This is a genomic window from Erysipelatoclostridium sp. An173, from assembly GCF_963931465.1.
In the GTDB taxonomy this organism is placed as follows: Bacteria; Bacillota_I; Bacilli_A; order Erysipelotrichales; family Coprobacillaceae; genus Thomasclavelia; species Thomasclavelia merdavium.
The window spans coordinates 982635-995144 of sequence record NZ_OZ007017.1 but is presented as its reverse complement, the minus strand read 5'-3'; the positions used below and the strand labels follow the sequence as shown (position 1 = coordinate 995144).

Annotated in this window: 14 protein-coding genes; 3 read left to right on the top strand and 11 right to left on the bottom strand. The window is 28.1% G+C overall.

What is annotated here, in order from left to right; all coding sequences use genetic code 11:
* Positions 1-4: 4 nt before the first annotated feature.
* The 4 genes from ABGT36_RS05040 to ABGT36_RS05025 form a co-directional block, all read right to left on the bottom strand.
* Positions 5-493: a MarR family transcriptional regulator gene (locus tag ABGT36_RS05040; RefSeq protein ID WP_346677086.1), complete on the bottom strand. Its 489-nt coding sequence runs from the start codon at positions 491-493 to the stop codon at positions 5-7.
* Positions 494-574: 81 nt separating this feature from the next.
* On the bottom strand, positions 575-934 hold the full coding sequence (locus tag ABGT36_RS05035) for a cupin domain-containing protein (RefSeq protein WP_346677084.1): 360 nt from the start codon (positions 932-934) through the stop codon (positions 575-577).
* Between the two features lie 42 nt (positions 935-976).
* Positions 977-2044, bottom strand: coding sequence for an MFS transporter (locus ABGT36_RS05030; RefSeq protein ID WP_346678623.1), 1068 nt, complete (start codon positions 2042-2044; stop codon positions 977-979).
* A gap of 196 nt (positions 2045-2240) precedes the next feature.
* Positions 2241-3116 carry a LysR family transcriptional regulator gene (locus ABGT36_RS05025; RefSeq protein WP_308697777.1) on the bottom strand — a complete coding sequence of 292 codons (876 nt, stop codon included), beginning with the start codon at positions 3114-3116 and terminating at the stop codon, positions 2241-2243.
* 136 nt (positions 3117-3252) lie between these two features.
* Between ABGT36_RS05025 and ABGT36_RS05020 the strand changes: the two genes are divergently transcribed.
* The 3 genes from ABGT36_RS05020 to ABGT36_RS05010 are packed head-to-tail and all read left to right on the top strand — an operon-like array spanning position 3253 to position 4739.
* On the top strand, positions 3253-3765 hold the full coding sequence (locus tag ABGT36_RS05020) for an adenylate kinase (RefSeq protein ID WP_308697778.1): 513 nt from the start codon (positions 3253-3255) through the stop codon (positions 3763-3765).
* Between the two features lie 12 nt (positions 3766-3777).
* A complete protein-coding gene (locus ABGT36_RS05015; RefSeq protein ID WP_308697780.1) occupies positions 3778-4218 on the top strand; it encodes an ASCH domain-containing protein in 441 nt (146 codons plus the stop codon).
* Positions 4219-4262: 44 nt separating this feature from the next.
* Positions 4263-4739: a pyridoxamine 5'-phosphate oxidase family protein gene (locus tag ABGT36_RS05010; RefSeq protein WP_308697781.1), complete on the top strand. Its 477-nt coding sequence runs from the start codon at positions 4263-4265 to the stop codon at positions 4737-4739.
* Positions 4740-4791: 52 nt separating this feature from the next.
* Here the strand turns inward: ABGT36_RS05010 and ABGT36_RS05005 are convergent, their stop codons facing one another.
* The 7 genes from ABGT36_RS05005 to rpiA all read right to left on the bottom strand — a co-directional run bounded on the left by ABGT36_RS05005 (position 4792) and on the right by rpiA (position 12507).
* Positions 4792-5544, bottom strand: coding sequence for an HAD-IIB family hydrolase (locus ABGT36_RS05005; RefSeq protein WP_087299881.1), 753 nt, complete (start codon positions 5542-5544; stop codon positions 4792-4794).
* Positions 5545-5643: 99 nt separating this feature from the next.
* Positions 5644-6615, bottom strand: a complete 972-nt coding sequence (locus ABGT36_RS05000) for an aldo/keto reductase (protein WP_087371747.1) — start codon at positions 6613-6615, stop codon at positions 5644-5646.
* Positions 6616-6617: 2 nt separating this feature from the next.
* Positions 6618-7433 carry an MBL fold metallo-hydrolase gene (locus ABGT36_RS04995; protein WP_087371744.1) on the bottom strand — a complete coding sequence of 272 codons (816 nt, stop codon included), beginning with the start codon at positions 7431-7433 and terminating at the stop codon, positions 6618-6620.
* A 110-nt stretch (positions 7434-7543) separates the two neighbouring features.
* Complete coding sequence (locus ABGT36_RS04990; RefSeq protein WP_087299887.1) at positions 7544-8113, bottom strand: TetR-like C-terminal domain-containing protein; 570 nt, start codon at positions 8111-8113, stop codon at positions 7544-7546.
* A gap of 754 nt (positions 8114-8867) precedes the next feature.
* Positions 8868-10778, bottom strand: coding sequence for a fructose-1,6-bisphosphatase (locus ABGT36_RS04985; protein WP_346677080.1), 1911 nt, complete (start codon positions 10776-10778; stop codon positions 8868-8870).
* 89 nt (positions 10779-10867) lie between these two features.
* Positions 10868-11839 carry a Gfo/Idh/MocA family oxidoreductase gene (locus ABGT36_RS04980; protein WP_346677078.1) on the bottom strand — a complete coding sequence of 324 codons (972 nt, stop codon included), beginning with the start codon at positions 11837-11839 and terminating at the stop codon, positions 10868-10870.
* Complete coding sequence (gene rpiA / locus ABGT36_RS04975) at positions 11839-12507, bottom strand: ribose 5-phosphate isomerase A (RefSeq protein ID WP_300629273.1); 669 nt, start codon at positions 12505-12507, stop codon at positions 11839-11841. The genes ABGT36_RS04980 and rpiA overlap by 1 nt, the downstream gene beginning before the upstream one ends.
* Between the last annotated feature and the right edge of the window lie 3 nt (positions 12508-12510).

Below are 12510 nucleotides of genomic sequence, written 5' to 3'. Positions count from 1 at the left end.
GACCTCACTTATCATTTGCTATTTTTTCTTTTAAATTATTAATACCAGGATATAGTTTCATCATTAAAATGTATAATTGATTAATTTCTTCTTTAGTATAATTTGCAAATAAATACTTTAATTCTGCTTCAAACTTAACAAAATCATTATTAAAATAATCTTTCATTTTTTTCGTCGGTTCAATTAAAACACCCTTTGTTTTAAATTGATTAGATTTAATTTTAACAAACCCTTTTTTCTCTAATATCGTTGCTAGTTTTTTTACATTCTGCCTTGAACAACCTAATAATTCCCCTAACTGGGTTAATGTTAGCGGCTGGCTAGATTGCTTAATAAGCGTTAATAACATAAACTGTTTTAAAGTAATATCAGGAATATGTTGATCAAAAGTTGTTTGTAATTTATTAGTAACAATAAAAAGAGTATTAAAAATAGCTTTACATTGCTTTTCAGGTGTATCTGAAAATTTATTTATTAAATCATTTATTTCCATTCTATCCCTCTCTTTTTTATAGTAACAAGTTACTATAATTATAATAAAAAAACTATCATTATGATAGTTTTTGACATAAAATTAACTATTTTTAAACAATACCAAAGCAATAAATTCTAGTAGCTCATTACCAGTAGCATATATACTATGACCTTGACCATCATCTGTAAAAGTAACATCACCAGGATTTAAAATTGTTTCGTTACCATCTTCATCTACATATTTGGCTGTTCCTTTTAAAATATACATAGTTTCAGTAGTTCCAATATGCTGATGATAACCTAAACCACTACCTGGATTTAAAAAGCAATGATTAAAAGCCCGTCCTTTTCGATCTAACTCTTCTGGTCCATTTAAGATTTTCTTTAGCGTTAAAATACCTTCACCATTTTGTGGTTTTTCAATATTAACTATTTGTTGTTCTTCTTTTCTTCTTATCATTTTACATACCTCCACTATTAATTATTTTTTATTAACATGTTCCTAAAAATAATTACAATTACCATTTACTACAGTTACAAAAGCTTCAAAATATAAAAGATAAACTAAATTATCCAAGAATGGTAATTGTTGTAATAAAAGACTAACATAAGGTGTTATAGCAACACCTAAATTATATCCAACAAGTATCAAAGAAGTAGCTAAACCTTTATTAGGAATATCTAAGCGATTTACACTATTAACTAAATATGGCAAAAACAATCTAAAGCCAAAACCAATTAGAAAACCGCCAGCATAACTAATCAAGACATTATTAGCAACACCAATTAAAAACAACGAAAATGCAATCAATAATATAGCAATAATTAAAGTATTTTTCTTTAATACTTTATAGACTTTACCAAAGATAAAACCAGATATCATTGAACCAAAGCCAACTAAGAGCAATACTAAACTACTATCGCTAGCATCACCATAACCACCTTCTATAATTATCGGTGTTGTTTTAATTCCCATAGTCATATAAAAAATTGCAACAATAAAAACTAAAATGACATATTTTACTAATGGAAAATAATTCTTTAATTGTTGTTTTTCTCTATGAGATTCTTTTTTATTAATTGTCGTGTTTTCAATCTTAGGAACAAAAAATAAAAACAAGAAAAAAACCGGTACTACCAGTAAATAAGAATAAAATGGTGCTTGCCAATTGATATTGATCAACTGACCTGCAATAAACGTAATAATCATTCCACCAATTCCTTCACATGAAGCTTGTAAACCATAAAAAGCTGTTCTTTCATGACCTTCATAAAAATAATTAGCTAATATTACCAACAATGAATTAAACAATCCAATTCCAAAACCTAACAAAGCTCTAGAAACAACAATTAAATAAAAGTTATTAATTAGCGCTGGTATAAATCCACACACCATTACTAATCCTAATCCAATCATTATAGTTCGTTTAATTCTTAATTTATTTGCAATAAATGAACTCATTAATACTGATAACATCAAAAATAGTGAGGGTATTGTTGATAAAAGTTCAATAGTAGCTAATGGTATATCTGGAAACGCTGCTGCAATTTGTGGAATATTTGCATTAATCGCCGGTCCTGAAGCTACTAAAAGTGAAGCTGATAAAATCGATCCTTTTAATAATTATTTTCTTCATATTCTTCCCCTTACATATCTATCTTCACTTATTATTTTATCCAATACCCTCAAAATGTCTAATGCCTATTTTATACTTCACTAAAATGCTTAAAAAGCATTTTGGTAGCCAAAAAAGATATCAAATAACTTAATTATAATGTTGAACAATATTAATAAATTCAACTAGTGCATTTGACATCATTCCACCCTTTTTCCAAATTAAAGTAGAATAGGTATTTAAATATGGATAAACTGGTCGAAAACACAAATTAGAATGTTGACTAGAAACAGCACCACTTATAGAAAACGCTCGTCCTAAACCATTTTCAATCATTAAACTTACACTGCTAGTAGTATTAAAATATCCTTGAATATGAATTTTATCAATATCTTTTTCAATCCAGTTTTCAAATAATATTTGGATTTCTAATCGTTGGGGATAAAGTATTGAACTATTATATAGATGTTCTTTTGTTACGTATTGTTCATTAGCTAACGGATCATTTTTAGCCATAATTAATCCCCATTTTTCAACAATCGGTAATCGATAGCTTTCATATTTCCCAATATCTGCCGGCTCTAAAACAATCGCTGCATCTAATAATCCTTTATCGATATTCTCTTTGACATCATCAGCAATATTAGAATAAATATTTATTTTTACTTTAGGATATCTTTCGTTAAATATTTTAATATACCGCGGCAAAAGCTCGCTAGTTCCTTGACATTCAGCAATTCCAATCGATAAAACCCCTTCTAATTCTTTTTTCTTAGAAGAAATATTAATTTTAGTTAGATTAGCTAGATCAACTATTTCTATTGCTTTGTTTTTTAAATAGATTCCTTCTTCAGTTAGTATAATTGCGCCATTTTTCCTAACAAACAGCTTTACTCCTAACTCATCTTCCAAATCATGGATTTGTCTACTTAAAGTTGGTTGTGTTATATGTAAAATATTTGCCGCCCTTGTAATGTTTAACTCATTAGCTACAACTATAAAATATTTTAAAACTCTTAATTCCATTATATATGTCACCTCGCCTTGTCATTTTCTATTATTGTATCATATCTTTTTACAACAATATCATCAATTAATTGAAGTATCTAAAGCATATTGCTATAATTGAATATAATAAACAAGAATTGATGTGGGTGATATAATGATTATTTTAATTACCGGTGCTTCGCATACTGGTAAAACTTTATTAGCACAAAAACTTCTTGAAAAATATAAATTTCCTTATTTTTCAATCGATCTTTTAAAAATGGGATTAATTCGTAGTAAAAATACAACTTTAACCCCTGAAGATGATGATAAGTTACAAAACTATTTATGGCCTATTGTTTGTAAGATGATAAAAACAGCTATCGAAAATAAGCAGAATCTTATTATTGAAGGCTGTTATATTCCACCTAATTGGAATAAAAGTTTTTCAGAAAAATATTTGAATGAAATTCACTATTATTGCCTTATAATGAGTGAAAATTATATTAAAAATCATTTTTTCGATATTAAAAAATATGCTAATGTAATCGAAAAACGTCTTGATGATAGTTACTGTACCATTGAATCAGTTCTTCAAGATAATAATCGTTATCTTAAAATGTGTCAAAAATATAATTATAATTATATTTTAATTGACGATAACTACCAGATTGATATTAATTTATAAAGGAGTTACGGTATGTACGAACAAGAACTTTGGAAAAAATTTATCTCGACAAACAATATTAATAGTAATGAATATGACTCATGGAGTTTTGGTGGAGATGCTGATTTACTTGCTAAGCTGGTCATTAACGGTAAAAAAACTGCAACCTCTTCTTTATATCTTTTATATGAATTAGAAAATGAACCCTTACCCAAAAAAGATTCATACAATATTATTTTGAATTCCAAAAATGAAGCGGTATGCATTATCCAGACTAAAAAAGTTTATGTGACTCCTTTTAATAAAATTACCAAAGAACACGCCTATAAAGAAGGTGAAGGTGATAAATCCTTGGAGTATTGGCAAAAAATCCATGAAGACTTCTTTTCTAATTGTTTAAAAGAAATAAATTTAAAGTTTAGTGATAATATGGAAGTAGTGTGTGAAGAATTTGAGATGATTTTTAAACCATAAATTTATTCATCAAATAAAATATAAAATGATAGAAAGGATTAGTTATGTTTAGAAAAATAAGAAGAACAAAAAGTGAAATATCGGTAGAAGAAGCAAAAATATTATTAAAAAATAACAAAAGAGCTGCTTTTTCAGTAAATGGTGATAATGGTTATCCATTTACGATCCCTATTAATTTTTATTACGATGAAAATGAAAATAAAATTTATTTTCATAGTGCTAAAAGTGGTCACAAAATTGATTCTATTAAAGCTAGTAATAAAGTCTGCTTTACAACTTGGGATGATGGTTATCTTGATGAGGGTGATTGGGCCTACCATGTATCAAGTTGTGTAGTTTATGGCCGAGCTATATTAGTAGAAGACCGTAAAATCACCGAAGAAAAAGTTAGAATTTTAGCAATGAAATATTATCCTACTACTAAAGAAGTTGAACAAGAAATCCAAAAAAGTATTGATAGAGTTCAATTAGTGGCTATTGAAATTGAACATATTTCAGGTAAAAAAGTTCATGAAAAATAACATTACTATATTTTTAAAGCAGTCATTGAATGACTGCTTTAATATCTAAAATCTATTTTAAAAATATCTCGATTGCTTCACTAACACTATCTACTTGATAATCAACTTGTTCTTTTAATTTTACAGGTGAATTTTTAAATGTAAATGAAATATCAGCTTTTTCAAGCATTGTAAGATCATTATAAGAATCACCAATTCCTGCTATTTTAGAAATTTGATATTTTTGTTTTACTATTTTTAAAGCATTCCCCTTTGAACATTCTTTCATAACAATATCAATTGAATTTGTATTTTGAAAACCTTTTAACTTACTATATTTTTTATTAATTAAATCAGTATGTTTTTGAGCTGTTTCATCATCTTTAAAAACCAAAGAAATTCCATAGATTTTTTGTTCTTTTAATCCATCAATATTTTTAATAATTATTGTATTTTCATCAAGATCATTTTCTTTTTGTGATTTATAAACATTATTAGGATTATCTGTTTGAATAATAACTATTGCCTGATGATAATAGTTATTATAGATTTCTTGAATATACTTATAATTAATGCATTGTTCATAAATAATTTTTTTATTTTGATCTAATATCAATGCTCCACTAGAAATAATATAAAAATCCGGTTTAATCTGATTATCAAACAAATTTACAACCCCACAATAAGGTCGACCACTACATAAACCAAATAAATTATCTTGATTTTGAAATTCTTTGATTGCATCAATATCACTTTTTTTAATTGGCGGATTTAAATAATGAAAAAATAATGTTCCATCAATATCACTTACAAATGCTTTATTCATAAAATCACCTCCTTTTGATTATAAACCAACTTATTTTAATTAGCAATTTCCTATTAAAAAAAGGATTTTTACTTTAATAAAAATCCTTTAAAAATATTATTATAATGCACCGACAATATTATGTGGCTGATATAATTCCTCTAAATATTCAATTTCTTCATCACTTAAAGTAACATCTAAAGCACTAATAGCTTCATCTAAATGTTTTACCTTAGTACCTCCAACAATTGGAACAACATTATCTTTTTGTAATAACCAGCTCATAGCTACTTGAGCCCTAGAAATTTGTTTACTTTCAGCAATTTCACCGACTCGTTTAACAATTGGATAATCAATTGTTTTACTCATATCATATTTTTCTTTAACTGTCTGATCGTATTTATCACGCAATGTATCACCATTCCAATCACGAGTTAAACGACCACCAGCTAAAGGTGAATATGGTGTTAATGGAATATTCATATCTTTGCATAATGGTATGAGTTCTCTTTCATCTTCCCGGTATAATAAATTATAGTGATTTTGCATAGATACAAATTTACTCCAGCCATTTTTCATTGCAATATATTGAGCCTTTTGAAATTGCCAGGCATACATTGCACTTGCACCGATATATCTTACTTTACCCATTCTTACTAAATCATTTAAGGCTGCCATTGTTTCTTCAAGTGGCGTATTATAATCAAAACGATGAATGATATACAAATCAATATAATCTAATTGTAATCTTCTTAAAGAATCTTCAACCGCTTGAAAAATATGCTTTCTTGAAAGTCCACGTCCATTTAAACTATTATCGACTGGATAAAAAACTTTAGTAGCAATTACCAACTCATCACGATTACCATATTGTTTAATTGCTTCTCCTAAAATTTCTTCACTCTCTCCTTGACTATAAACATTAGCAGTATCAAAAAAGTTAATTCCTGAATCTAGTGCATGTTTAATGTATTCAATACCTTCTTGCTTATCTAAATGCCATGGATATTTATCCTTAGCACCTAAATTCATACAGCCAACACAAATTTTCGATACTTCTAATCCTGTATTTTGTAGTTTAACGTATTTCATAATTATTTCTCCATTTGATAGATTTCTCCAGGTGCTAATACCTGGATACGTTCAGGATTAACAACACGGTCAAGCAAATCTTCAGGATTACCATTAAAAGGCGTCATCGATGGTGCATCAACACTGCCCCAATGAATACAAATTAAATCAGCATTAGGGTATGTATTAGCCAATTTAATTGCTCCATCTAAAGTTATATGCCAATCATTATCAGCAAAATCAAACAAGATTACATCAGGATCAGGCATATTTAAATGAACTTCTAATAATTTAGAATCACCAGGTAACCAGATTATTCCATCGCTAGTTTCCATCCAGAAACCACAATAATCTTCTTCTTTCCATTCTCTAAAATTATATTTTGATGAACCATTTTGCCAATTATGTCTAGCTGGTGTTAATGTAATTTTAATATCATTAACATTGAAAGTTTCATTTATATCATGTCCAATACCTGGTATTCCTTCTTTAACCATTTCACCAGCTACATAATGAGGAGCATGATATGATTTACATACTGATAATACATCTTTACATGTTGGTCGACTAAAATGGTCGTTATCAATATGAGTAACCAGATATGCATCTAAAGAAGCAACTTCATCAGGAGTGATTGGATTTTCATATAATAAAGGCATATCAAATCCTTCTAATACTGGATCGATCATAATATTAGTACCACGACTATTGATCATAATTCCCGCACCGCCTAACCAGCGAATTTGCGTATTTGTAATCTTTTTAAAAGCTTCCTTACCAAAATGAATTGTTTTTGGAGCTACCGCTTGTCCATTTTCATTTTTATAAATTTTTCTCATAATCATACCTGCCTTTCCTATACACCTATATTTTACTTTAATAACATCATTTATACAATTTACCAAAAAGAAAAAAAGTCTATAAATTGACTTTTTCATTAAAACGTCTATTACTTATATGGATTCCCTTTAGTTTGACCATCAGCAAATAACTTATCCATGCCCACACTTCTTAAATCAGTAATTAATCTAGCCATTTCTTCACAACTAGCCGGCATATCGGATAATATCCAGGAAATAGTCATTGAACTAGAGGCCGTTGCATGGTATTCAGTTGCAAAACGCAATGTATCAGGCATTGGCTTATCACCGTATAATTTTTGATGAAATTCTAAATCAAATTGTTTACAATGATCAAAAATATAATCTTTTAAACAATTTTGTCCTTCCATTAATAAAGCCTGTTTCATAAAATTATGATACTTTTTCATTCTTTTAAATGTATCAACCATTGAATGATAGAAATCCATTTCTTTAGTAGGATCATCAAATTTAGGAATAATTCGATTTAAATAAATATAAACAATTAAATCATTTTTATCTAAAAAATGATTATAAAAAGATTGTTTTGAAATATGAGTATAATCTAATAATTGTTTAATTTTTATTGATTCTAAACGTTGCTGCTCAAGTAGTTCTAATAAGCCATCAGCAAGAATTTCTTTTACATTAATTGCCATTTTCATCACTCTTTTCTAGCAATATTGTAATATATTTATAAACACTTTTCTATTATATAATTAATATTTTTACTATATTTAAATCATTATAAACTTTCTACAATATATCTATTAAACGATTTATCCAACCGTTTTTTCGTTTATGATGATATATTTATAATATCATCATTTTACAAAAGAATAATATGTTTATTTACCAGCAAATAAATTACCATCATTTCACATCATTATTCTATCGTAGTAACATTGACTTTCAAATCCAACTTATTATAATTATAATTGTACGAAATCTAAAAAGATAGATGAGATTTCGACAAAATTAAATAGCTATCCCATTATTCATCAAAGGACTGATTCACCGCAGTGATGTAGTAAAAAAGTTTTACTCAGTTTGAAGAAGATGTCGGGTGCGCCCGGTTATTATTATGATAACCAGGCGCTTTTTTTGTTTAAGGAGGTAACAAAATGAAAGCAAGTACTAAACTAGCACTCTTACAAACAAGATTAAGAAAACTAGAGGTCAGAAAAAAGAATAATTATGGAGTGCAACAAAAAATACGTTGTTAAATTAATAAATTGCAACAAGAATTAATATAAAATATCATTAAACTATGAATTTAATAACTCATGTGGAGCATAAAAATTATGCTCCTTTTTTATTTGATAGTCTATCAATGAAACATTTATTTTATCTATAAATAAAAACAGATTACTTAAATTTTTTTCTTGCAATCTGTTTTAAAACATGACTAATTTATTTTTCTTTTATTATACCATTTCGATAAGCAAATAGTAACTCCTTTAAATCTTGTAATTGTCTTGATAATTCCTTTCCCACATCACAATCTCGATTTTTAATTCTAGAATTAGTTTCCATAATTTCTACTTCAGGCGTTAAACACATCAAACCATCTTTAGCCAAATCATGATATGGTAAATGTTTAGCCAACTGCAAATGTTGAGAATCAAAAATTAATGTATATCCAGCGGTACCTGTTTTAGAATGATATGATTTAGAAATGCCACCATCGATGACATATAATCTGCCATTAGCCTTAACTGGTTTTTCACCAGCAACTGTTTTTACCGGCATATGTCCATTAATAATATGACCTGTATTACTATCTAAATTAAAACATTTTAAAATCATCTTACAAGTCTGCTCTTGTTCAATCCATTTATAATATGAATCCTTTATTTCGTTTATAAGCTTACTTTCTTGAATAAAATACTTTTCAAATAGTGCTAACTTACTTTTTCCAAATAACGGTGAATTCTTGCCACACCATAAATACCACATTAAATCAATTGCATCTTGATTATTTTGATAATACGCAAGATTTATTTTTTCTTCAAATTTATCTAACAGTTCTTTTCCTTGATAATCTTTTCCATCAACATTGACTTTCCGTAATTTTCCAGATTTATCTAATGGAATACAGCCATGAAACAACAAGTTTCCATTTATAATTTTATACATATTTCCATAACGATATAAATATTCAATGTGCTGTTGAAGTCTTTTACTATGAGTAAATGAAGCAGTTAAAATTTTCATTAATTGTTCTTCTTTTTCGGTTAATTTTAATGGTTCGTTGCTATCAACTGTTGGAAAATAATTATCACTTAATTGATATATTTGATTTTGAAAATTAACTATTTTGTTGTCAAAATCAATTTGTTTTAACCAGATCTGGTGATTCATCTGATATTCAGGATGATTTTCAATCAATCGACCTTCAAGCTTTAATTGGATAATGGTAATTGCTTTATGCATCTTAGCCGTTAATTTTACATTAACCTGATCATAAAGATTATCATCTAGCTCGTGCGGATAAAACTTCAGACAATCATCATCTTGATAAACTTCTCTAGCAAATTCACTTAATGGTCTTAAATTGATTCCATAACCATCTTCCAATAAATCAAAATTGTTGTAACTTAAAGCAATTCTAATTACATTAGCAATTAAAGCCTGGTTTCCACAAGCTGCTCCCATCCATGATATATCGTGATTTCCCCATTGAATATCGACTTGATCATATTGCATTAATTCATCAATAATCAAATCTGGTCGAGGACCACGATCAAAAATATCACCAATAATATGAATGTTATCAATGCAAATATCTCGAATAAATTGACATAATGCAATAATAAAAGATTTCGCATTATCAATCATTATAATATTAGAGATTATATCATGGTAATATTCATTAATATATTGATCATTATGACAGCTTAGCATTTCTGTAATAACACAACTATATTGTTTTGGTAGTTTTTTAGATACTTTCGAACGGGTATATTTTGATGAACAAAATTTTGCTAAAGCTATTAAATAATAAATAGTCAGCTCATACCATTGATCATCAGGATTAATTTTTTCTAGCTGTTCTTTAGGATAGTATATTAAATGCGCTAATTGTTGTCTTTGGATTAGTGATAACTGTTTTTCAAATAATAAATCAATTTTATTTTTTATTACTCCAGAAGCACTCTTTAACAAGTGGATAAACGCTAAATGTTCACCATGTAAATCACTAAAGAAAAACTCTGTTCCTTTAGGTAATGATAAAATAGTTCCTAAATTCATTATTTCCGCTGTAACTTCATCAATATTTCGATATTTTTCAGCTAATAATTCTAAATATCTTGTTTCCATCTTTTCTCCTTATTTAATAAGGGAATGATTTCTCATTCCCTTATAACAAATGTCCACTTTATCTTATGCAAACATTATAAATTTTATATTTATTCAAAAGGATAAACCATTCCCCATTGACTTCTAATTTCAGTCAATGTTGCCATAACATCACGAATATGAGTTAAATTTTGTTTACCATCATTATTATTGATATAATTTTCCATGTCTTGAACTTCATAATCTAAAGCAAATTCAGTATTACCAGCTTCGATTACTTCAACACGACCATCTTCAGTATAAGTAATAGTTGCCTTATCACCACGAGGATAATTATTTACTTCAATATACCCTTTTTCTCCAGCAACCACACCACGTTTTGGTTGTTTAGCACGCATCGTTAAAGCAATAACTGCCATTTCACCTTCAGGGTTTCTTAAAATAATACCAGAAGTTTCATCAACACCAGTTTCAAAATAATTAGCTGTTGTTAAAACTGTATTTGGTTTACTAGACATAAAATACCGTGCAAAACTAGTAGCATATACACCAATATCTAATAATGCTCCTCCTGCTAATTCTTTTGAAAAGAAACGATTGTTTACATCATATTCTTTGCAGCTACCAAAATTTACCTGAACCATTTTTACTCTTCCAATTGCTCCACTATCAACAATCTCTTTTAATTTTTTAAATAACGGCATATGGAATAAAGTTACTCCATCACAAATAACAAGATTTTTTTCTTTAGCAATAGCTACCGCTTCTTCTAACTGATTAGAATTTACTGTAATTGCTTTTTCACAAAATACATGTTTTCCAGCTTTTAATGATTGGATCAAAAACTGATAATGAAGATTATGTGGTGTAGCAATATAAACGATATCGATATTTTCATCTTTGATCATTTCATCAGCACTACCATAAGCTTTAGTAACATTAAACTCTTGAGCATATTTTTGAGCTTTTTCTAAAGTAGTATCACAAACTGCATAAATCTCACCATGTACTCTATTTAATGCTTCACCCATTTCATGAGCAATCCAACCTGTTCCTAATATTCCCCAATTTAATTTTGACATTATTTATTTCCTCCTTTTATAACGCGAACATGAAGATCATCAACAGATATAGCCATTGAGGCAATACCTGTAAATAATGATGTATCAATAATTCCTGTAATTTGATTTAAATTTTCATTTAACTGTTTTATATCATCAACGTGATCAAATTTTGCTTCCATAATAACATTACCGTGATCACTAACTGTATATCCATCTTTAGCACTGCTTTTACGGATATCGACCTGTCCACCTAATAAAGACACTTCTTTTTTTACATAATTCATTGCTTCTAAAACTACTTCTAAAGTAATCGGATGATTAAATGGTAATTTTTCAAAAACTTTACTTTCATCAACTAACAAAACATACTCATCAGCCATTGAAGCAATTATTTTCTCTTTTGTATGAATAGCTCCACCTGATTTTAAGGCATTTAATGATAAATCCACTTCATCACAGCCATCAAAGGCTATATCGATATGATCAATTGACCACGCTGGTATTAAGTTAAGGCCATTTTCTATACAACATTTAGCTGTTTGAAATGACGGTGTAACTACTTTAATATCAATATTTTCTTCTTTAATAAACTTGACCAAATAACTGATAGTACTACCACCACCTAAACCAACAACCATACCAGGTTTAATATATTTTAAAGCCGCTAAAGCACAACGTTCTTTCATCTA

Excerpts from the sequence above, each read along its gene's own strand:
- ABGT36_RS05040 (WP_346677086.1), bottom strand. The coding sequence starts at position 493 with ATGGAAATAAATGATTTAATAAATAAATTTTCAGATACACCTGAAAAG.
- ABGT36_RS05035 (WP_346677084.1), bottom strand. The coding sequence starts at position 934 with ATGATAAGAAGAAAAGAAGAACAACAAATAGTTAATATTGAAAAACCA.
- ABGT36_RS05025 (WP_308697777.1), bottom strand. The coding sequence starts at position 3,116 with ATGGAATTAAGAGTTTTAAAATATTTTATAGTTGTAGCTAATGAGTTA.
- ABGT36_RS05020 (WP_308697778.1), top strand. The coding sequence starts at position 3,253 with ATGATTATTTTAATTACCGGTGCTTCGCATACTGGTAAAACTTTATTA.
- ABGT36_RS05015 (WP_308697780.1), top strand. The coding sequence starts at position 3,778 with ATGTACGAACAAGAACTTTGGAAAAAATTTATCTCGACAAACAATATT.
- ABGT36_RS05010 (WP_308697781.1), top strand. The coding sequence starts at position 4,263 with ATGTTTAGAAAAATAAGAAGAACAAAAAGTGAAATATCGGTAGAAGAA.
- ABGT36_RS05005 (WP_087299881.1), bottom strand. The coding sequence starts at position 5,544 with ATGAATAAAGCATTTGTAAGTGATATTGATGGAACATTATTTTTTCAT.
- ABGT36_RS05000 (WP_087371747.1), bottom strand. The coding sequence starts at position 6,615 with ATGAAATACGTTAAACTACAAAATACAGGATTAGAAGTATCGAAAATT.
- ABGT36_RS04995 (WP_087371744.1), bottom strand. The coding sequence starts at position 7,433 with ATGAGAAAAATTTATAAAAATGAAAATGGACAAGCGGTAGCTCCAAAA.
- ABGT36_RS04990 (WP_087299887.1), bottom strand. The coding sequence starts at position 8,113 with ATGGCAATTAATGTAAAAGAAATTCTTGCTGATGGCTTATTAGAACTA.
- ABGT36_RS04985 (WP_346677080.1), bottom strand. The coding sequence starts at position 10,778 with ATGGAAACAAGATATTTAGAATTATTAGCTGAAAAATATCGAAATATT.
- ABGT36_RS04980 (WP_346677078.1), bottom strand. The coding sequence starts at position 11,839 with ATGTCAAAATTAAATTGGGGAATATTAGGAACAGGTTGGATTGCTCAT.
- rpiA (WP_300629273.1), bottom strand. The coding sequence starts at position 12,507 with ATGAAAGAACGTTGTGCTTTAGCGGCTTTAAAATATATTAAACCTGGT.